The sequence below is a fragment of the Ramlibacter tataouinensis genome (genome assembly GCF_001580455.1).
In the GTDB taxonomy this organism is placed as follows: domain Bacteria; phylum Pseudomonadota; class Gammaproteobacteria; order Burkholderiales; family Burkholderiaceae_C; genus Ramlibacter; species Ramlibacter tataouinensis_B.
Window position 1 is genome coordinate 4,672,789 of the sequence record NZ_CP010951.1, and the last position, 20,655, is coordinate 4,693,443.

A 20,655-nucleotide genomic window follows, 5' to 3' on the forward strand; every position below is an offset into this window, starting at 1 on the left:
GCACGCCAGTTCAAGCCGGCTGGGCGGCGACCTTCAACTCAGCCGGCGGGCCCTGAATTTGCCACGGGCCTGTTCACGAACACTCGACCAGATCGGTGTGGGCAAAGCCCTTCGTGTAGTCCAGGACCGAGATCACGGTCGGCTCCACCCGGAACAGCCGGATCTCGTCCGGGCTGGGCATCTTGATCGGCATCGGCGGCGCGTCGGAGTATTTCAAGGGCAGCATGCGCAGGACCTTCTCGGCTTCCGCCCGGTCCTGCACCGCATGCGCGCGCGCCGCCATCGACAGGCCGGTGATCGCCATCAGGTCCGGGGTGTCGTGGTCGATGGTCAGCGATAGCCGATCATCGCGTGCCAGGTTTCTTGCCTTCTGGCTGTCGAGCCCGCAGAGGAACCAGAGGGTCAGGCCTTCGTTCACGTAGCCGACTGTGGTCGCCTGCGGCCAGCCATCCGGCCGCAAGGTCGCCACCGTCATGATCCGGTGCTCGTCCAGGATCGCCAGGATCTTCCGCTTGATGTCGTCATCCATGGGGTTGCACCTCCGCGCCGGCCAGCGTTTCGACCTGCAGATGGTGCGCCTGCCATCCCTCGGGGCCTTGATGTGAGTCAAGCTTCGTCTCAAGCGATCTTGCGGCTGTCGCCGCGCAGCGTCGTGATCATGTGCTGCATGATTGCCATCAGTGTCGCGGCGCTCATCCCCAGCATCAGCACGCCGTTCGCCGCCTCGAGCGGCCCCAGCAGCCTGCGCTCACGACGCATCACGATATCGCCGTAGCCCAGTGACGTGAAGTTCACCGCTGAGTGATAGATCGCATCGTACGTCTGCTCGAACTCGCCGAGCCAGACGAAGAGAAAGCCCCACAGCGCGATCTGCACCAGGGTGCCGGCCAGGATCGCCACGGTGGCGACGATCAGGGGGAACATCCCTGTCAGAAACCCGCGGCCTGCCCGGACCTGTGACGAATGCTCCACGTAGTAGCGAATGCACCAGAACGCCACCGCCACTTGCACGATCAGGCACAGCAGCATGGTGGGCAGCCCGATCAGGAAATTATTAAGCGTCATGAATCCTCCTTCGACAGGACAAAGGGACTGGCCGCACCCGGCTGCCGGCGCGCGCGCCAGCGCTCCAGTGCCCAGACCATCGCCCACGCATACAGCGCAACCCCGACGAACAAGGTCGCACGCATGGCGGCGCCTTTGAGCACGCTTTTGCCGCTGGCGCTGTCCTCGACCGCCGGGCCAAAGAAGATCCACGCCGTGATCAGCGCATTGCTCCAGTAAGACGGCGGATAGCGGGTACGCCGCGCGCCGAACAGCGCCGAACCGGCCCACAACGCCGCGGCCATGGCCCACAGCACGAGCATCCACAGGCTCGGCCACAAGGACAGGCCGGACCAGGTGACCCCCGCGATCAGCGCGCCCGTCAGTGTCGAGCCGACCAGTTCGCGGCCGGCGCTGCGGGCGTCGGTCTCGCCGGCCTGCTGGCCGAGCGCCACCGTCTTCATGATGGCCGCCAGGTAGAACGAGGGATTGGTCAGGGCGAGCACGAACACCGGCATCACGATCAGCATGCCGCGAAGCGCGATCCAGCGTGCCGCTGCGGGAGAGGGGGTTGCTCGCGCGGGAGGTGCCGGGGAGGGCGGGTCGGGAAAGACGGCCGCCGACAAGGCGCTGACAAGCGAGCCGACCAGCACGCCGACCGCGAAGCTCACGCTGAGCTTACCGACCAGCGCCTGCTCGGCCACGCCCGCCACCGGAACCAAGGTGAAGGCCAGGACCAGCACCGTCGTCAGTGGATTGGCTTTCAACCGCCCGGCGTAAAACAGGATGAACAGCAGCGAGGCGGTGATCAGCAGGCCGGTGGCCGCATGGTGTTCGAGCAGAGGCACCATCAGCACGCCCCCGGCCACGAGCAGCGCGAGGACGAGCGCGAGAACCACGGCCTTCAGCATCGGCAGCGGCGGTCCCGGCTTGCAAAGCAACAGCACCGCCAGGATGCACACGAGGTAGGGCGTCTGCAGCGCCATGCCGTAGGCGACAAAAGTCGCCAGGCCGGTACCGATCGCCAGTCGCAAGGCTGCCTTGTCTGCCCGGGACATGGTTAGGGCCATGGCGTTGGACAGGTCCTAGTAGAGAAAGCTCAGCCAGCTGATCACGCGCATGTAGAACGCGGCCAGCGCATTCATCAGGGGATGGTCGCCGGTGTAGACCAGGACATCGGCCTGCCCGCCAATGCGCGCCTTCGCTAGCCGGCGCAACTCGGCGGGGTCGAACTCCACCGCCACCGGAATGCGCTGCGCCTGGCGCAGCCAGTCTCGGCTGTTCTCCACCACCGGCAACGCGCCCGGCGGGGCGGACTTGCCGCCGCTGCCGACACCGCCGCCGACGCTGCGCACGCGCCCCTTCAGCACTTCGCCCGGCAACACGTCAAGAACGATCGCGACTTCATCGCCGGGATCGACGTGGCCAATGTTGTTCTCGGTCAGGTCGGCGCTGATCCACAGGTCGTGAACGGCGATCAGCGTCATCACGGCCGCACCGGGTTGCACGAAGTGGCCGACATCGGTTTGCAGGTCGGTGACCACCCCGCGCGCCGGCGCGAGCACGCGTGTGCGCCGCAGGTCCAACTCCGCCTTCTCGATCGCCGCCATCGCGCTGCGCAACTGCGAGTTGTCGTCGCCGCTGCTGCCGGCCGCCTCCCGCGCCTTGCGCAGGTCGGCCCGTGCCTTGTGCACCTTGCTGCGTGCTTCGTCGCGGGTGGACTGCGCCATCTCGAGCCGGCGCACCGAGATCGCCCCCGGGTCTTCCTGGTAAAGCTTTTCGAGGCGGCCGGCGTCGCGCTCGGCGATGTCGCGGCCGGCCTCGGCCACGGCGAGCGATGCGCGCGCCGAATCGACCCCCGCTGCCGATCCCTGGACGGAGCTGCGCACCGATTCGAGGCTGGCGCGCGCGCTCTCCTGCGCGATCCGGTAGGGCTGCGGGTCGATCTCGAACAAGGCCTGCCCGGGTTGGACTTCGTCGTTGTTGCGGATGTGCACTGCGGTCACCTTGCCGGCGACCTCCGCCGCCACCGGTACGACAAAGGCTTGCAGGCGCGCCTGCGAGGTGCTGGGCGTCCACCGGTCGGCGACGATGTAGAGCAGGAGGCTGGCCACGATCAGCCCGCCGATGACGGCGGCGCCCAGGCGCGTGCCTCGTCCCGAAGGCGGGGCAGGGGCGCCGGCAGACGGTGGGACCGGCGGGGGAGTGCCCTCTTGGCTCATCGCATGTCCGTGGGAAGCGGCTGCAGGAACTCGGTCGCGGCAGGGGGCAGGGGAGCCTGCAGCAAGGACTTCCAGTCGCTGCGCCCTTCCATCGCGGACTGGGTCGTTTCGTCGAGCACCGGCCGTGTGCGGGCTGCCTGCCAGCCGCCGCCCAGCGCCTTGTACACGGTGACCAGGTTCTGGGCGACGCCGCCCAAACTGGCAACCAGCCGCTCCTGCCGGCTGAACAGCGCCCCTTGCGAATCGAGCACGCGCTGGAAGTCGACCAACCCTTCGCGATACTGCAGCATCGCAATGTCCAGCGACCGGCGCGCCGCCTGCACCGCATCCCGCAGGACGTCGACCTGGGCGCGGTTGTAGGCAAAGCCCGTGGCCGCGTCGTCCAGTTCGCGCGCGGCGCGCAGCACCACGTCCTGGTACTGCTCGTAGAGCTGCTGGAAGCGCGCATCCTGGACCAGCACCTGGTTTTTCAACCGGCCGTGGTCGAACACATTCCACACCAGCGTCGGGCCGATGACCCAGCTGCGGGTGTTGTTGGCCGAGCCGGGCGAAGTGGACGACAGCCCGACGGACCCTGCGAGGGCAATCGACGGGTACAACGCCGCCTGGCTGACGCCGATCTGTGCCGACTGGGCCGCCAGCAGCAGTTCGGCAGCACGCACGTCGGGGCGCCGCCGCAGCAGCGCGGCCGGCATTTCGGCGATGGCTTCCAGCGCCGCCTCGGGAATCTTCGCGCGCCCGCCCGCCAATTCCGGCAGTTCGCCGGGAGGGCGTGCGATCAGTATGCTGAGCGCGTTCTGCGCCTGGCGCAGGGTGCCCTCGAGTTCGGGGATCGTCGCCAGCGTGCTCAGGTATTGCGAGCGCGCCTGTTGCACATCGAGCTCCGATTCCTGGCCGCTGCGGAACAGCCTCTCGGTGATCTCCAGGCTGCGCTTCTGGATGGCAGCGTTTTCATGCGTGATGGCCAGGCGCAGCTCTATGGTGCGGATCGAGGCATAGAGGCTCGCCGTTTGGGCGGCCACCAGCACCTGGACATCGTCGTACTGCGCGATGCTGGCGAAGTAAGCGGCGTCGGCCGACTCGATGCCGCGCCTGAACTTGCCCCAGAAGTCGATTTCCCAGGCGAGGTCGAAGCCGACCCCGGTGGACCAGAACGCGTCGCCGCCCCCGACGCCGCCGGTCCTGTTGGTGCGCAGCGTCTGGGCAGTGACCTGCTGGAGCTGCGGGTACATCCCGCTGCCGGCGATGCCAAGGAGAGCCCGTGCCTCCATGATGCGCAGGCCGGCGGTGCGCACGTTCGGGTTGGCGCGCTGCGCCTCGACCACCAGCCGTTCGAGCGCCGGGTCGCCGAAGGTGCGCCACCACTCGTCGTTGCGCGCAGGGCCGCCACGAGGCGCGGTGTCGGCAATCGAGCGCCAGGTCCCTCCGGACCACTGCTCAAGCCATGGCACCTGCGGCCGCGCGAAGTCCGGCCCGACCGTCGTGCACCCCGCGAGCCACAGCGCCACCGGCAACGCCGACAAGTGACTCAGGCCGCGCATCGCATTCACCGGCGGCTGCGTCACTCGGTGAGCGTGGACTCGACTTTCGACATCTCGGCTTCACTGCCCGCAGGCTTGTTCTGAGGATGGGCGCTCACCCAGCCCATGAAGATCTGGTAGCCCAGCGCCAACAGGGTTGCGCCAACGAACAGGCCCAGGATGCCCGCGGTCGCCAGCCCGCCGAGCGCGCCGATAAGGATCACCGGCATGGGCGCATCGACGCCCCGGCCGAGCATCAGCGGCTTGAGCACGTTGTCGGCCATGCCCGCGATGAACAGCAGCACCGAAAAGACGACAGCCGGGACCGTGTCGTAGTTGCCGCTCATCCAGAGGTAGGCAATGGCCGGCAGCGTGACGATCAGCGCCGGGATCTGGGCGATGCCGAGAACGAGGACCACCCCCGACAGGATTCCCGCCAGTGGCACCTTGGCGGCCAGCAGGCACAGGCCGACGGCCAGCGCCTGGATGAAGGCGATGCCGATCACGCCTTGGGCGACGGCCCGGACCGTCGCCACCGACAGGCGCGTGAACTCGTCGCCCCGCGCCTCACCGAACACACGCACGAAGATCGCCCGGCATCCTCGCGCGCCGGACTCGCCGAAGGCCATCATGATGCCCGCCACGATCAAGGCGGCGATGAACTTCAGGATGCCGCCGCCGATGGCCGCGACCATGGCGAGCGCGGCCCGGGCCAGTTCGCCGATCTTCGGCTGCAGGCTCTGCACCAGCGCCGGCAGGTCGGCGTGGGCCTTTTCCCAGACCTCATGGATCTTCCCGCCGACCACCGGCCACGCCGCGACGCTCTCGCGCGGCGGCGGAACCTGCAGCGTGTTCTGCTGGACGCCATCGATCAGGCGCTTGACCGAGTCGCCGGTCGAGTTGAGCAGCACCGCCGTGGGCGCGACGATCAGCGCGATGCCAAGCAGCGTCACCAGGGTGGCGGCCCAACCCATCCGGCCGCCCATCCTGCGTGCCAGGGCCCGTTGTAGCGGATACAGCGTGACGGCCAGGATCACCGCCCAGACCATCAGGGACAGGAAGGGCGAGAAGACCTGGTAGCACAGGAGCGCCAGCACCACGATCAGGCCGGCACGGATCAGTACGTCCAGCAGTCGGCTGGCCAAGCGATGTTCGAAGGTGTCGTCGGTGTCCACCGCTGACCGTGTACTCCAGCGGCCACAAAGGGCGTATTGGACCTTGGTCTTATGAGGCGCCACACGCAGCAACGCCGTGGCGTATTCCGCGCGCGACCAGGCGCTCCAGCGGAACGCCTGGCCGTCCTGGCTTCAGTGCGCGGCCATCCTCGCAAGCGGACCGTCAATGCCGCCTGGCGCCGTCCTGCAGCCCGCATACGCATCCAGCGCGGGCGCATATACGCCGGTGCGCACGCTCATCAGCCCGAGCACCGAGTGGAAGAGGTTGTCGTGCGAGACCGGGGCGACGGCGCGCTCGCGCAGGCAGGGCGCATTGATGCCCTGGTCATGCTGGAACGAGGCCGACAGCCAGGTGACCCAGGGCACGTGCTTCTGCACGTCCGGCGCGATCGAATAGGGCAGGCCGTGCAGGTAAAGGTTGTTCTCGCCCAGGGACTCACCGTGGTCGGCGACATAGAGCAGGGCAGTGTCGTGGCTGGCTTCGCGCGCTTTCAGCCAATGGATGGCCGAGGCAAGCACATGGTCGGTGTACAGGAGGGAGTTGTCGTAGGCGTTGCGCAGTTCGTCGGCGCTGCAGTCCTGGAGGTTGATGCTGGTGCACTCCGGCAGGAAACGCTTGTACGCGCTGGGCGAGCGCTGCGAGTAGGCGGGCCCGTGGCTGCCCATCTGGTGCAGCACCACGACCACGCCGTGGGCCCGCCGCTCGGGCGGCAGCGCCTGGATCCTGGCGTCCAGCCCGCGCAGCAGCGCTTCATCCTGGCATTCGCCGTCCCGGCACAGGTCCGGCGCGGCTTTGGCTTCGGTCGTGCCATGCGGCACACGGTCGCAGACCCCCTTGCAGCCCGCCTGGTTGTCCACCCAAAGCACTGCCAGGCCGGCATGCTGCAGCACATCGAGCAGGTTCTCGCTGGCCACGTTCGCAGCGCCGAACCTGTCGCGACCGAGATGGGAGAACATGCACGGTACCGAAGCCGCGGTATTGGTCCCGCAGGACCAGGCGTTGCGCCAGCTCACGACGTCCTCCCGGGCCAGTTCCGGGTTGGTCGGGCGCGCGTAGCCATTAAGCGAAAAGTGGTCCGCGCGCGCCGTTTCGCCCAGCACGAGCAGCAGCAGGGCCGGCCGCGTGCCGGCGGCGGCCAGGTAGGCGTCCTGCCCCACCGGCAGCGGCGGCGAGTTGGCCTTGCGGCGCGCGCCCACGGCGGCCTGGCTGCCCGCCGCATAAAGGGTGTTGAGCGGGTTGATCAGGTAGCGCAATTCCTTGTGATTCCGCATCGCGGAGGCGAGCGGCTGGAAGGCTGCCAGCACGGCGGCTGCGGCCAGCGCCAGTCCGCAGGCGATGCCGCAGGCGTTGCGCACGGCTTGCCAGTGAGGCGCCGCGTACGTGATGCGTCCGCGCCAGAGAAAGGCCAGCGGCAGTCCGGCCAGGACGATCATCCAGGCGGCCCAGCGCAGGCCGATGAGCGCGGACGCCTCGCGCGCATCGGTCTGCAGCACATTGGTCCACATCGTCGGGTCGATCACGATGTGGTAGGTCTCCATGAAGTAGGCGCCGCCGGCCGCCAGCACCAGTAGCAGCGTCAGGGCGGGCTTGAGCGTCCAGCGCCACGCCAACAGCGACAACAGGGCTGACAACACGCCGAACAGCGCCAGCGACAGGGCCATCGCCAGGCCCACGCCGGCGGCCCCGCGCAGCAGCCCGGTTTCGTGCAAGGCGCGCCAAAGGGGCAGGTTGCACACGGTGGCCATCCATGCAGCGCCCAGAAGGATGACCGGGGCCGGACGAAGGACCACCCCGCCACTGACGGCGGATTCCTGGCGGGGCAACAGCAGCCCCGGGGTCAGGCGGGAAAAAACCATGCACCGTATGCTCTGCAGTGGTGCTTAACGCTTTCTTAAGGGGATGCCGGAAAATGCCCCCCATGCGCGCGTTGGTTGTTGAGGATGACGAAGGCATCGCCGAGGGGCTGGCCCTGCACCTTGGGCGGCTGGGCTGGGCGGTGGACACCGTGACCACCCTGGCCGAAGGCTGGGCGGCCTTGCGGACGGAACCGGTCGACATCGTGCTGCTCGACCTGGGCCTGCCGGACGGCGAGGGTGGTGAGTTGCTGGCCAGGCTGCGCGCCGCGCCCGCAGGCCACCTGCCCGATCCGCAGACGCCTGCCCTGATCATGACGGCGCGTGACGAAGTGGCATCCCGCATCCAGACGCTGGACGGCGGTGCGGACGACTACCTGACCAAGCCATTCGACCCCGACGAGCTGGCGGCGCGGGTCCGGGCCTTGCGCCGGCGCGCATCGGGACGGGCGCAGCCCCAGCTCGTGCACGGCGACCTGGTGGTCGATCCCGCGGCACGGACCGTGCATCGGAGCGGGCAGGCCGTGGCGCTGTCGGCGCGCGAGTTCGGCGTGCTGTTGGCGCTGCTGGAGGCGCGGCCGCGCGTGCTCTCCCGCGCGCAACTCGAAGCGCGCCTCTACAGCTGGGATGACGCGCTGGAAAGCAATGCGATCGAGGTGCATGTACACCACCTCCGCCGCAAGCTGGGCGAGGACGTGATCCGGACGGTGCGGGGCGTGGGCTACTTCACGCCGGCGGACGCCGCATGAAGCGAATTTTCACGACGAGGACGCTCACGCGCCACCTGCTCGGCTGGGTCCTGGTCGCCTTCCTTCTGGTGTGGACCAGCTTCATCGCCGTCGGCTACGCCGCTGGGGAGCACGAGGCCGACGAACTCACCGACGGGCACCTGGCCAGCGTCGCGGCGCTGCTGTTGGCCCTTCATGGCGAGCTGTCCGAGCGGGAGCCGCTGCGGCCCCGCGTCGTCCACGACAGCCTCAAGGCCCACGACTACCAGCAGTCCCTCAGCGTGGCCGTGTGGGACGCGAATGGCCGGCTGCTGGCCCGCCTGGGGGATGCCGCAACGCCCGGATTCGACACGCCGGAAGGCTTCGCCACCCTCAAGCTGGGCGCGCCGGCCGCACCGTGGCGCACCTTCTCGCGCTGGGACGAAGGCCACTTGCGCAAGGTCACGGTGCTGCTGTCCCTCGCGGAACGCGACGAGCTGGCGCAGGACATCGCCGGGCAGATCATCGAGCCGGCCCTGTGGGTGCTGCCGGTCATCGCCCTGGTGCTGGGCCTGGCGATCATGCGCGGCCTGCGGCCGCTCTATGCCCTGTCGCGCGACGTGCGCTCGATGGACATCCACCATGCGAAGCCGCTGGAGACCCCGGCGCCCCATGAGGAGCTGCGCGAGATCGCGGCAGCCATCAACACCCTGGTCGGCCGCTACAACGGCGCCCTGATCCGGGAGCGCGCCTTGGCCAACGAGTTCGCCCACGAGCTGCGCACGCCGCTGGCGTCGCTGCGCCTGCAGGCCCGCGCCTTGCGCGACTTGCCGGAAGGGCCGGAGCGCGTTCGCTCGCAGGCGCGGCTGGAGCAGGATGCGCAACGCGCCGCGGACGTGATCTCGCACCTGCTCGCGCTGGCCCGGGCCGACCGCGTCGCGTTCCAGGAGGCCGCCGAGCCGGTCGAGCTCCATGCCCTGGCGGCGCAGGTGGTCGCCCAACTGGCGCCCGAAGCCGAGGCCGCGGGCCGGCAGCTCGCGCTGAAGGGGGAGACGCTGGCGTTGCACGGCCATCCGGTGCTGCTGGAGCTGGCGCTGCGCAACCTGATCGAGAACGCGCTGTCGCACACGCCGCCCGGCACGCTGGTGGAGGTGCACGTCGATGCGGCCGGGCATTGCCTGGAGGTCCGCGACGAGCCGCCCGCCGAGCGGGCGGAAGACAGCGCGCGTCCCACGCCGGCCCTTCGCCTCAAGCTGGGCCACAAGGTCGTGCAGAAGGTCGCCGAAATCCATGGCGCCAGCTTCCAGGCGCTGCCTGGCGCGGCTGGCGGCAGTTGCTACCGGCTGGTCTTCGGTTGATGCCTGATGGCGCCCGCGCCCGGCGGGAAACGATGATTCAGGAGGCGGGCCGCAACAACGGCAGTCGCACGGTGAACGTGCTGCCCTGGTCGCGGCCGGCGCTATAGGCCGTGACGGTGCCGCCCTGGAGCTCGACCAGGCTGCGGACCAGCGTCAGGCCGATCCCCATGCCGCCTTCCGACAGGTCGTGGCCGCGCGGTTGCTGCCAGAACATGCCGAAGACGCTGTCGAGCTGCTCGGGATCGATCCCGATGCCGTTGTCGGCGATGCGCACGCAGGCCCAGGCCTCGTCCTTCCACACGGTGACGGCAATGCGGCCGCGCGCGGGGGTGTACTTGATGGCGTTCCCCAGCAGGTTGGCCAGGACCTGGGCGATGCGGTCGAGGTCCGCGCGCACATGCAGGGGCTCGCGGGGCATTTCCAGTGTGAGCTTGTGCCGGTGCCGCGTGGCGGAGTCGCTGCAGGCGCGCGCTGCTTCCTGGACGATCTCCTGCATGGTGGAGTCGACGAGTTCCAGTTCGACCCGGCCGTTGGCGAGCTTGGCGGTGTCGACCAGGTCGCTCACCAGGCGGTTCATGTGCTTGATCTGCTGGCGAGCCATCTGGAGGGTGCGCGCCAGGACGGCGGCATCGGCTCGGCCGCCCCCCATGATCTCGACCGCGTTGGACAGGGGGGTGAGCGCGTTGCGCAGCTCATGCGCGACCGTAGCCATGCCCACGGCGGAGCTGGATGGATCCAAGCTCATCCATCCGGAGTCGTTGATGGCGCGAGGTGTCGCCGATTCGGAAGGCGCAAGCGGCACCGGACGCGACGACCCCGGAATCTCCGGGTCCACGGCGCGCCAGGAAACGGTTCTGAAGAGCCGGTCCAGGCGAAGGCTTTGCATTGTGCGATTTCCCTGATCAGACACGTAGGATGCTTTCGACACAACGGTTCGGTCTGTGCGTCTGCACACCTTTCAGCATATCGCTTTGTTCCGCTTGTTGCAGGGTGTAATCTTCCTGAAAGAGATCGGACTTACCCTGTATGTGTGCCAAAGTGCGTGCACGGGAGGTTTAAAAGAAACATGCCCACGCAGCGTATTCCTCTGCAATTGCGCCGCCTGCCCCACGTGTTGGCTGAGGAAGCGCGGAGCAACCGGGTGCTCGCCTCCTTGCCCGAGCCGGTGTGGCAGCAATGGCAAGCCCTTCTGGAATTCGTGGAGGTGCCTTCGGGCACGGTGCTCTACGAGCCCGGCGACGTGCTGCACTACGTCTATTTCCCGGCCAACTGCGTGGTGTCGCTCATGCACGTCCTGGCCGATGGCGCCAGCGCGCAGATCGCCGTGGTCGGCGCGGAAGGGATCGTGGGTGTGCCCGGCTTCATGGGCGGCGGCATTTCGCGCACGCGCTCGCAGCTGCAGTCGGGCGGGCTGGCAGCCCGGCTTCCGGCCGAAGTGGTTGCCACGGAGTTCGAGCGCGGTGGGGCGGTGATGCGACTGTTGCTGCGGCACACGCAGGCGCTGATCGCGCAGATGTCGCAGATCGCCGTGTGCAACCGACACCATTCGCCGGAGCAGCAGATCTGCCGCTGGCTGCTGCTTGCACTGGACCGGGTGGAAGGGCCCGAAGTGCGGGCGACCCAGGAACTGATCGCCTCCATGCTGGGGGTGCGGCGCGAGACCGTGACCGAGGCGGCGCGCAGACTCCAGACTCGCGGCGTGATCCAGTCACGCCGCGGGCATATTCAGGTGCTTGACCGCGGCGCGCTGGAACACAGCGCCTGCGAATGCTACGGGGCGATCAGGAAAGAATACGCCCGGCTGTTGCCGCCGCCGCTGCACATCATCTGAACCCCGCTTGCCTCAGGCAGCGGGCCGGCCGGCCTGCAGCATGCGCATCGCCGAGCTGACCAGCGCGGCCACCTCGGTCATGTTGCTGGGAACGATCAGCGTCGTGGTCGCGTCGGCAGCGACGCTGCTGTAGGCGTCCACGGCCCGCTCCGCGACCTTGAGCTGCACCGCCTGCTCGCCGCCCGGCTGGCGGATCGATTCGGCCACCTTGCGGATGGCCTCTGCCGTGGCCTCGGCCACGGCCAGGATCGCCGCAGCCTCGCCCTGGGCCCTGTTGATCTGGGCCTGTTTCTCGCCCTCCGACTTGGCGATGAAGGCTTGGCGCTCGCCCTCCGCCAGGTTGATCTGCTGCTGGCGCGTGCCTTCAGACGTGGCGATCAGGGCGCGCTTTTCACGCTCGGCGGTGATCTGCGCCTGCATGGCGTGCAGGATTTCCTTGGGCGGCGTCAGGTCCTTGATCTCGTAGCGCAGCACCTTGACGCCCCAGTTGAGCGCCGCCTCGTCGATGGCCTGCACCACCTGCGCGTTGATGATGTCGCGTTCCTCGAAGGTCTTGTCCAGCTCCAGCTTGCCGATCACGCTGCGCAGCGAAGTCTGGGCGAGCTGCGTCACGGCGACGATGTAGTTGGAGGAGCCGTAGCTGGCGCGCATCGGGTCGGTCACCTGGAAGTACAGGATGCCGTCCACCTGCAGTTGGGTGTTGTCGCGGGTGATGCAGACCTGGCTGGGCACGTCCAGCGGGATCTCCTTCAGGCTGTGCTTGTAGGCGACGCTGTCGATGAAGGGGATCAGGAAGTTCAGGCCTGGCGTGAGCGTTGCGTGGTAGCGGCCGAGACGCTCGACCACCCAGGCGTGCTGTTGCGGGACGACCTTGACCGACCGCACCACGAAGATGACGGCGATGACGAACAAGACCAGTGCGATTGTCATGAGTTCCCTCCTAGATTTTTTCGACCACAAGCCGGCTGCCGACGACCTCGCGCACGCGGTGCGCGCCGCGGTCATGCCCCGACCCCGGGGCGGCGACCACCGTCCAGTTCGCGCCGCGGTAGCGCACGACGGCAGTGCCGTCAGGCTGCCAGGCCTCAACCTGCACGGTCTCGCCCACGTCGAGGTTCACATCGCGGTTCGAGGCCGCGTCCTGCGCCGCCGGGCGCCCGCGGCGCTGCAGGTAGAGCCCGGTGACCGCGCCGCCGCCGACGATGGCCGCAGCCACAAGCTGCGCCGGGACGGATCCGCCCGTGTGCGCGGCCAGCGCACCGGCCGCCAGCCCGATGGCCAGCATCAGCAGGTAGAAAGTGCCCGTGGCCAGCTCAACGGCGACGGCCGCGCCCGTGAGCACCCACCAGACGGTCGAATCCAGCATGCCCCCTCCTTGTAGCCCTTGCGTATTGACTGAGCCACATTTTGGGTGAAATCGGCGTCCATGCAAGAGCGCGTCACCGTTCTTGCATACACTTCGCGCCTGCCGTTCGCTTTTTCCCCCGCCCTGGAGGGGCGCTCCCCATGAAATTCCGCTTTCCCATCGTCATCATTGACGAGGACTATCGCTCCGAAAACACTTCGGGCCTGGGAATCCGCGCGCTGGCGCAGGCCATCGAGTCCGAGGGGATGGAGGTGCTGGGGGTGACCAGCTATGGCGACCTGTCGCAGTTCGCGCAGCAGCAAAGCCGGGCCAGCGCCTTCATCCTGTCCATCGACGACGAGGAGTTCACGCCCGGCCCCGACCTCGACCCGGCGGTGCTGAACCTGCGCAACTTCATCGAGGAGGTGCGTCGCAAGAACGCCGACGTGCCGATCTACGTCTACGGCGAGACCAAGACTTCGCGCCACCTGCCCAACGACGTCCTGCGTGAGCTGCACGGCTTCATCCACATGTACGAGGACACGCCGGAGTTCATGGCGCGGCACATCATCCGCGAGGCCAAGTCCTACCTCGAGGGCATCCAGCCGCCGTTCTTCCGGGCGCTGCTCGATTACGCGGAGGACGGGTCCTATTCGTGGCACTGCCCGGGCCATTCGGGGGGCGTGGCCTTTCTCAAAAGCCCGGTGGGCCAGATGTTCCACCAGTTCTTCGGCGAGAACATGCTGCGCGCCGACGTCTGCAACGCGGTGGACGAACTCGGCCAGTTGCTGGACCACACCGGCCCGGTGGCGGCCAGCGAGCGCAATGCGGCGCGCATCTTCAACGCCGACCACTGCTTCTTCGTCACCAACGGCACGTCCACCTCGAACAAGATGGTGTGGCACCACACGGTGGCGCCCGGCGACGTGGTGGTGGTGGACCGCAACTGCCACAAGTCGATCCTGCACGCGATCATCATGACCGGGTCCATCCCGGTGTTCCTCAAGCCCACGCGCAACCATTTCGGCATCATCGGGCCGATCCCGCAGAGCGAGTTCGAGCCGGCCAACATCCGGGCGAAGATCGCCGCCAACCCGCTGCTGCAGGGCGTGGACGCCGAGCGCGTCAAGCCGCGCGTCATGACGCTGACGCAGTCCACTTACGACGGCGTGCTGTACAACACCGAGACCATCAAGAAGATGCTCGATGGCTACGTCGACACACTTCACTTCGACGAGGCCTGGCTGCCGCACGCGGCCTTCCACCCGTTCTACGGCGGCTACCACGCCATGGGCAAGTACCGCACACGGCCCCGGGAGTCGCTGACCTTCGCCACCCAGTCGACGCACAAACTGCTGGCGGGCATCAGCCAGGCCAGCCATGTGCTGGTGCAGGACTCGCAGAACCGCAAGCTCGACCGGCACCTGTTCAACGAGGCGTACCTGATGCACACCTCGACCAGCCCGCAGTACTCGATCATCGCCAGCTGCGACGTGGCCGCGGCGATGATGGAGCCACCCGGCGGCACGGCCCTGGTCGCGGAGTCGATCGTGGAAGCGCTGGACTTCCGGCGCGCCATGCGCAAGGTCGACGAGGACTACGGCAAGGGCGACTGGTGGTTCAAGGTGTGGGGTCCCGACCACCTGGCCGAGGAGGGCATCGGCCGCGCGGACGACTGGATCATCAAGGGCGAGGCCCGCACGGCCAAATGGCACGGCTTCGGCAACCTGGCCGAGGGCTTCAACATGCTGGACCCGATCAAGTCCACCATCGTCACCCCGGGCCTGGACCTCAACGGCAAGTTCGCCAAGACCGGCATCCCCGCCAGCATCGTCACGCGCTTCCTGGCCGAGCACGGGATCATCGTGGAGAAGACCGGGCTCTACAGCTTCTTCATCATGTTCACCATCGGCATCACCAAGGGCCGCTGGAACACGCTGCTGACGGCCCTGCAGCAGTTCAAGGACGACTACCAGCGCAACCAGCCGATGTGGCGCATCCTGCCCGAGTTCTGCCAGCAGTTCCCGCGCTACGAGCGCATGGGGTTGGCCGACCTGTGCCAGCACGTGCATGAGCTGTATGCCAAGTACGACATTGCGCGCCTGACCACTGACATGTACCTGTCGGACCTGACGCCGGCCATGAAGCCGAGCGACGCCTTCGCCTACATCGCCCACCGCAAGACCGAACGGGTGGAGATCGACGAACTGGAAGGCCGGATCACCACCTCGCTGGTGACGCCGTACCCACCCGGCATCCCGCTGCTCATCCCTGGCGAGGTCTTCAACAAGAAGATCGTCGACTACCTGAAGTTCTCGCGCGAGTTCAACTCGCTGTGCCCGGGATTCGAGACCGACATCCACGGCCTGGTCGAAGAGACCGGCGAGGACGGTCGCGTGCGCTACTTCGCCGACTGCGTCAAGGCCTAGCTGCCCCCGTCCCGGGCGCGCTTCATCCCTTCTTCCGGCAGTTCGTCGCGCCGGGCTGCGGTTCATCGCATGCCGGACGACCGACGCCCGATCGCTCTCTAAAGTTCGCTCCAACGGCCACCCCGGCCGGTCAAGGAGAAAAAAATGAGAACGATCGCAACCGGTTTTTCGCCTGCGCCGCAGCCCCTGGTGTCCACCGCCATCCGGCTGGCCATCGCCTTGGCCGTGGCCGCCGCGCTGGCGGCCGGCTGGGTCTACGCCGAGGGCCAGAGCCGGGTCGCGGTACACGCCAGCAGTGGCGCCATCAACGCGACCTACGTGACATTGCCGAGGGTCGAGGTCGTCGGCCGCCGTGACACCTCCGGGATTGCCAAGGTCGCCGCCTCCGGCGCCGCGGCGCTGTGAGCTCAGGGAATAATCCAAGGCTCATGGCGACCGACAAGAACGAACCCCCCTCCCGGCGCGGCGCCTTCGTCGCCTGGCTCGCCGCCATCAACAACCAGCTCAGCCACTGGGCGGCCTCGCTCTCCTGGGGGCGGCTCATCCTTCTGATCATCGTGGTCCTGGCCGCAGGCAGCATCGTCTCCGACCAGCTGCACCTGAAGCACGACAGGATCCGGGTCAAGCGCAACCAGGACCAGGTACAGGTCACCATCTCCGACAAGGACGGCATCCGCATCAGCAGGGGCCGGCCGCCGGGTTCGGCCGCTTCGGGACCGGCGCAGCAGGGCGGGGCACCGGTACAGGGCGCACAGGAGGGGAACCCGCCCGGCATCGTGATCGACACCGACGACGAGGATCTCGCCGAGCTCAAGGGCCTGCTCAGCCAGCAGATCTTCACGGTGCGCGGCCTCATCGGCGATCTGGGTGCAATGCTGCTGACGGTAGCCTTCGCCTACCTGGTGGGCGCCAAGATCGTGATGCGCAAGGTGGCGCAGGCCGATGCCAAGGTGCGCACTGCCGAGCACGCCGCCGAACACGAGGCCATGGAGCGCCAACTGGTCCAGGCGCGCCTGCAGGTGCTGCAGGCCCAGGTGGAACCGCACTTCCTGTTCAACACCCTGGCGGCCATCGACTACCTGATCGAAACGGATCCGCCGCGCGCCAGCCAGATGCAGAAGGCGCTGATCACCTACCTGCGCGGCGCGCTGCCCCAGATGCGGCAGGAATCGTCCACGCTCGGCCGCGAGCTCAGGCTGATCCGGTCCTACCTGGACCTGATCAAGATGCGGATGGAAGACCGGCTGGTGGTGGACTTCAACGTCCCCGAAGGTGCGCAGACGGCCGAGTTCCCGCCGATGATGCTGCAGTCACTGGTGGAAAACTCGATCAAGCACGGCATCGAACCCAAGCCCGAAGGCGGCAGGGTGAGCGTGTCGGCCCGCATCCAGAACGGTCAGCTCTGGGTGGAAGTGAAGGACACCGGCGTGGGCATCGTCGACACGGATCGCCTCGAGTCGCCGACCTCGGGATCGGGCCTGGGCCTGCAGAACATCCGCGAGCGCCTGGCCATGCTGTTCCCGGGCAAGAGCCGCCTGGTACTGGTCTCCGACGAGTCCCTGGGCACTTCGGTCAAGATCGTCGTGCCTTACCAGGTCGGCCCCGAGGTGGCCGCCGACCTGGGCGAATACGGCCAGGAGAAGCCCGCGTGAGTTCGGCAGGCGCGCCGCGCACGGCCATCCTGGCGGACGATGAGCGCCTGCTGCGCGAACAGCTCAAGGCCAGGCTGTCCGAAGCGTGGCCCGACCTGAAGATCGTGGGCGAGGCCCGTGACGGCAACGAAGCCTTGGGCCTGGCCGACGAATTGCGGCCCGACGTGGTGTTTCTCGACATCCGCATGCCGGGCCTGACCGGCATCGAGGCGGCGCGCGAGATCCTGTCGCTTCCCGATTGGCACGGCGAAGTCGTCTTCGTGACCGCCTACGATGAGTACGCGGTCACGGCCTTCGAGCAGGGCGCCCTCGACTACCTGCTCAAGCCGGTGGAGCCCGAACGCCTGGCGCAGACCGTCAGGCGCCTGCAGACGCGCCTGGCCGCACATCCCGCGCCGTCGGAGCGCCCGCAGGACGATGCCGCGCTGGACGCGCTGATGGCCGGGCTTTCGAAGCTGCAGCTCAAGCTGAACGCGCGCTCGCCGGTCGTGCAGCCGCTGCGCTGGATCCAGCACACCGCGGGCAGCAGCACCCGCTTGATCGATGTGAAGGACGTGCTGTTCTTCCGATCCGACGAGAAGTACACGCGTGTCCAGACCCGCGACCAGGAGGGCTTCATCCGGACCCCGATCCGCGAGCTGTTGCCGCAACTGGATTCACAGCAGTTCTGGCAAATCCACCGTTCGACGATCGTCAACCTGTCGGCCATTGCGGCCATCACCCGCGACGAGGCCGGTCGCCAGCGGGTCCACATTCAGGGGCATCCCGAGGTGCTCGAGGTCAGCCGCAGCTTCGCGCACCTGTTTCGCGCCTCTTGAGCGGGCGCGCGGCGGGCCGGTGGTCGTGCCGGCCTAGACTTCCATCACGGCGAGAGCCGAGTGGCTGAACCCGCCGTCGACGTACATGATTTCGGCGGTGACCCCGGCTGACAGCTCGCTCAGGAGGAAGGCGGCGACATTGCCCACGTCCTCAATGGTCACGTTGCGGCGCAGGGGGGCGCCCGACGCGGCGATTCCGAGCAGCTTGCCGAAGTCCTTGATGCCGCTGGCCGCCAGGGTCTTGATCGGGCCGGCGCTGATGCCGTTCACGCGCACGGACCGGCCGTCGGGCAGCTTGCCCATGGCCTCGGCAAGGTAGCGCACCGAAGCCTCCAGGCTGGCCTTGGCCAGGCCCATGGTGTTGTAGTTCGGAATCGCGCGCACCGCGCCCAGGTAGGACAGGGTGAGCAAGGCCGCGTTGTTGTTCAGCATGGGCATCGCCGCCTTGGCCATCGCGGGGAAGCTGTAGGCGCTGATGTCGTGCGCGATGCGGAAGTTCTCGCGCGAAAGCCCATCCAGGAAATTGCCCGCGATCGCCTCGCGCGGGGCGAAGCCAATGCTATGGACGAAGCCGTCGAAGGTCGGCCAGGTCGCGGACAGGTCCTTGAACAGGCGATCGATCTGCGCGTCGTCGCCGACGTCGCAATCGAACACCAGATTCGAGCCGAACTCGCTGGCGAACTCGGTGATCCGGTCCTTGAACCGATCTCCCACGTAACTGAAGGCGAGCTCCGCGCCCTGCTCGCGGCAGGCCTTGGCGATGCCATAGGCGATCGAGCGGTTCGACAGCAGGCCGGTGATCAGCAGTTTCTTCCCGGTCAGGAAACCCATAAGTGCCCCGTTCAAAAAAATCGGCAGAATTGTCGCATGCGAGGCTTGCCTCTTCTTCTCGCCCTCTGCCTGTGTGGGCCAGCCTCGGCTGCGCCCGGCTATGCCGTTTGGGGCCAGTTCAAGTACCCGCCGGATTTCAAGCACTTCGACTACGTCAATCCCGAAGCGCCCAAAGGCGGCGAGCTGCGCATGGTGGCGGGCTCGCGCATCTCCACCTTCGACAAGTACAACCCCTTCACCCTCAAGGGGAACGCCCCCTCGTTCCTGGGCGACCTGCTGTTCGAGGGCCTGCTGGCCTCGCCCATGGATGAAGTCGGCGTTGCCTACGGCCTGCTGGCCGAAGACGTCGACGTCGCGCCGGACCTGTTGTCCGCCACCTTCCGCATCCGGCCGCAGGCGCGCTTCCACAACGGCGATCCGGTGCGGGCCGGCGACGTCAAGTACAGTTTCGAGACGCTGATCTCGCCGCAGGCCCATCCTTCCTACACCACGCTGCTGGCGGACGTGGCGGGCTGCGACGTCATCGACGAGCGGACCGTGCGCTTCCGCTTCAAGAAGAAGGACCGCCAGCTGCCGCTGGTGGTCGGCGGCATCCCCATCTTTTCGCCCAAGTGGGGCATGGAGAACGGCAAGACCAAGCCCTTCGACCAGATCATCATGGACACGCCGGTCGGCACCGGCGCCTACAAGGTCGGGCCGGTGCGCTTCGGCAAGGACGTGACCTATGTGCGCGACCCCAACTACTGGGGCCGCGACCTGCCGGCACGCCGGGGCATGAACAACTTCGACCGCATCACGGTCAAGATCTACCGCGACAACACCGCACAGCTGGAGGCGCTGAAGGCCGGTGAGTTCGACCTGATGCAGTTTTTCTCGGCGGGTGATTGGACCCGCAGGCTGAACGGCAGGCGCATCGACTCCGGCGAGCTGGTGAAGGTGGATTTCCAGCACAAGCTGCCGGACGGCTTCTACAGCTATGTGCTCAATCTGCGCCTGCCGAAATACCAGGACCGGCGCGTGCGCATGGCGCTCGAGCTGGCGATGGACTATGAGTGGATGAACCTGCACCTGTTCCGCGGCAGCTACATCCGCGTCAAGGGCGTGTTCGGCAACACCGACTGCGAAGCCAAGGGCAGCCCGTCGCCGGTCGAAGCGGCCCAGCTGGAGCCTTTCCGCGCCAACCTGCCGCCGGAGGTGTTCGGCCCCATGGCGCTGCCGCCGCGCACCGACGGCGGCAACTCGCTGCGCGACAACCTGCTCAAGGCGCGCGCCTTGCTCAACGAAGCCGGCTGGACCTACCGCGACGGGGCGCTGCGCAACGCCAAGGGCGAGCCCTTCGTCATCGAGTTCCTCGACAGTACCGAAGCGCGCGGGGCCACCACCACGGCCGCCTGGCGCCGCGCGCTGGAAAAACTGGGCATCTCCCTGCAGTTGCGCGAGGTGGACTTCGCACTGTGGCAGCAGCGGCTGGAGTCGAACAACTTCGACATGCTGGGCATTTCGTTCCCGGGCACGCATTTCCCCGGCGCCGACTACGCCGATCTGTTCGGCAGCAAGGCCGCCGACATCCCGGGATCGGGGAACTACGGGGGCATCAAGAACCCGGCGATCGACGCCCTGATTGCGCGCCTGACGGAAGTGGAGAACCGCGACGACTTCCTGGCCACCTGCCGGGCCCTGGACCGGGTGCTGGCCCACGGCCACTACATAATCCCGGCCTGGACCGCGCGCAGCCGCCGCATCGCGTTCAGCGACTGGACGCTGGCGCGTCCGAAAGAAATCCCGCCGTACCCGCCCGAGGGCGTGCCGTACATGGACTGGTTCATGACGACCTGGTGGGCGCGCAACCCGCCGAAAACCGCCAAGTAA

At 67.7% G+C, this 20,655-nt stretch carries 19 protein-coding genes; 8 read left to right on the forward strand and 11 right to left on the reverse strand.

From position 1 onward, the window contains the following. Nucleotides 1-73: 73 nt before the first annotated feature. From UC35_RS21745 to UC35_RS21775, 7 genes are all read right to left on the reverse strand, one after another. Nucleotides 74-529, reverse strand: coding sequence for a pyridoxamine 5'-phosphate oxidase family protein (locus UC35_RS21745; RefSeq protein WP_061503393.1), 456 nt, complete (start codon nucleotides 527-529; stop codon nucleotides 74-76). A gap of 89 nt (nucleotides 530-618) precedes the next feature. After that, nucleotides 619-1,065, reverse strand: a complete 447-nt coding sequence (locus UC35_RS21750) for an ion channel (RefSeq protein ID WP_061503394.1) — start codon at nucleotides 1,063-1,065, stop codon at nucleotides 619-621. Then, nucleotides 1,062-2,078 carry a DUF2955 domain-containing protein gene (locus UC35_RS21755; protein WP_265331335.1) on the reverse strand — a complete coding sequence of 339 codons (1,017 nt, stop codon included), beginning with the start codon at nucleotides 2,076-2,078 and terminating at the stop codon, nucleotides 1,062-1,064. The genes UC35_RS21750 and UC35_RS21755 overlap by 4 nt, the downstream gene beginning before the upstream one ends. 51 nt (nucleotides 2,079-2,129) lie before the next feature. Continuing rightward, on the reverse strand, nucleotides 2,130-3,266 hold the full coding sequence (locus UC35_RS21760) for an HlyD family secretion protein (RefSeq protein ID WP_082793436.1): 1,137 nt from the start codon (nucleotides 3,264-3,266) through the stop codon (nucleotides 2,130-2,132). Beyond that, nucleotides 3,263-4,831, reverse strand: a complete 1,569-nt coding sequence (locus tag UC35_RS21765) for an efflux transporter outer membrane subunit (RefSeq protein ID WP_227820403.1) — start codon at nucleotides 4,829-4,831, stop codon at nucleotides 3,263-3,265. The genes UC35_RS21760 and UC35_RS21765 overlap by 4 nt, the downstream gene beginning before the upstream one ends. Further along, complete coding sequence (locus UC35_RS21770) at nucleotides 4,828-5,961, reverse strand: AI-2E family transporter (RefSeq protein WP_061503395.1); 1,134 nt, start codon at nucleotides 5,959-5,961, stop codon at nucleotides 4,828-4,830. Before UC35_RS21770 ends, UC35_RS21765 begins: the two co-directional genes overlap by 4 nt. Before the next feature lie 132 nt (nucleotides 5,962-6,093). After that, a complete protein-coding gene (locus UC35_RS21775; protein WP_061503396.1) occupies nucleotides 6,094-7,818 on the reverse strand; it encodes a phosphoethanolamine transferase in 1,725 nt (574 codons plus the stop codon). Between the two features lie 62 nt (nucleotides 7,819-7,880). Between UC35_RS21775 and UC35_RS21780 the strand changes: the two genes are divergently transcribed. Next, on the forward strand, nucleotides 7,881-8,564 hold the full coding sequence (locus UC35_RS21780; RefSeq protein WP_061503397.1) for a response regulator transcription factor: 684 nt from the start codon (nucleotides 7,881-7,883) through the stop codon (nucleotides 8,562-8,564). Beyond that, nucleotides 8,561-9,880 carry a histidine kinase dimerization/phospho-acceptor domain-containing protein gene (locus tag UC35_RS21785; RefSeq protein WP_061503398.1) on the forward strand — a complete coding sequence of 440 codons (1,320 nt, stop codon included), beginning with the start codon at nucleotides 8,561-8,563 and terminating at the stop codon, nucleotides 9,878-9,880. Before UC35_RS21780 ends, UC35_RS21785 begins: the two co-directional genes overlap by 4 nt. Nucleotides 9,881-9,917: 37 nt before the next feature. Here the strand turns inward: UC35_RS21785 and UC35_RS21790 are convergent, their stop codons facing one another. Then, entirely contained in the window at nucleotides 9,918-10,619 is a 702-nt protein-coding gene (locus tag UC35_RS21790; RefSeq protein WP_158513951.1) for a sensor histidine kinase, read from the reverse strand. Nucleotides 10,620-10,946: 327 nt separating this feature from the next. On the opposite strand from UC35_RS21790, the gene UC35_RS21795 reads away from it, so the two are divergent. After that, nucleotides 10,947-11,711, forward strand: coding sequence for a Crp/Fnr family transcriptional regulator (locus UC35_RS21795; RefSeq protein WP_082793437.1), 765 nt, complete (start codon nucleotides 10,947-10,949; stop codon nucleotides 11,709-11,711). Nucleotides 11,712-11,723: 12 nt separating this feature from the next. On the opposite strand, the gene UC35_RS21800 is transcribed toward UC35_RS21795, so the two are convergent. Next, a complete protein-coding gene (locus tag UC35_RS21800) occupies nucleotides 11,724-12,641 on the reverse strand; it encodes an SPFH domain-containing protein (RefSeq protein WP_061503400.1) in 918 nt (305 codons plus the stop codon). 10 nt (nucleotides 12,642-12,651) lie between these two features. Beyond that, on the reverse strand, nucleotides 12,652-13,077 hold the full coding sequence (locus UC35_RS21805; RefSeq protein WP_061503401.1) for an NfeD family protein: 426 nt from the start codon (nucleotides 13,075-13,077) through the stop codon (nucleotides 12,652-12,654). A gap of 140 nt (nucleotides 13,078-13,217) precedes the next feature. Here UC35_RS21805 and UC35_RS21810 point away from each other — a divergent pair, with 140 nt between their 5' ends. The 4 genes from UC35_RS21810 (at nucleotide 13,218) to UC35_RS21825 (ending at nucleotide 17,955) form a co-directional block, all read left to right on the forward strand. Further along, the gene (locus tag UC35_RS21810) at nucleotides 13,218-15,485 is read left to right on the forward strand and encodes an arginine/lysine/ornithine decarboxylase (RefSeq protein WP_061503402.1); all 2,268 of its coding nucleotides are present in this window, start codon (nucleotides 13,218-13,220) and stop codon (nucleotides 15,483-15,485) included. Between the two features lie 144 nt (nucleotides 15,486-15,629). Continuing rightward, nucleotides 15,630-15,890: a hypothetical protein gene (locus UC35_RS21815; protein WP_145979573.1), complete on the forward strand. Its 261-nt coding sequence runs from the start codon at nucleotides 15,630-15,632 to the stop codon at nucleotides 15,888-15,890. 23 nt (nucleotides 15,891-15,913) lie between these two features. Next, on the forward strand, nucleotides 15,914-17,137 hold the full coding sequence (locus UC35_RS21820; RefSeq protein WP_061503404.1) for a histidine kinase: 1,224 nt from the start codon (nucleotides 15,914-15,916) through the stop codon (nucleotides 17,135-17,137). Next, nucleotides 17,134-17,955 carry a LytR/AlgR family response regulator transcription factor gene (locus UC35_RS21825; RefSeq protein WP_061503405.1) on the forward strand — a complete coding sequence of 274 codons (822 nt, stop codon included), beginning with the start codon at nucleotides 17,134-17,136 and terminating at the stop codon, nucleotides 17,953-17,955. The genes UC35_RS21820 and UC35_RS21825 overlap by 4 nt, the downstream gene beginning before the upstream one ends. Nucleotides 17,956-17,988: 33 nt before the next feature. On the opposite strand, the gene fabI is transcribed toward UC35_RS21825, so the two are convergent. After that, nucleotides 17,989-18,786: an enoyl-ACP reductase FabI gene (fabI, locus tag UC35_RS21830; protein ID WP_061503406.1), complete on the reverse strand. Its 798-nt coding sequence runs from the start codon at nucleotides 18,784-18,786 to the stop codon at nucleotides 17,989-17,991. A gap of 36 nt (nucleotides 18,787-18,822) precedes the next feature. Here fabI and UC35_RS21835 point away from each other — a divergent pair, with 36 nt between their 5' ends. Next, entirely contained in the window at nucleotides 18,823-20,655 is a 1,833-nt protein-coding gene (locus UC35_RS21835) for an extracellular solute-binding protein (protein WP_061503407.1), read from the forward strand.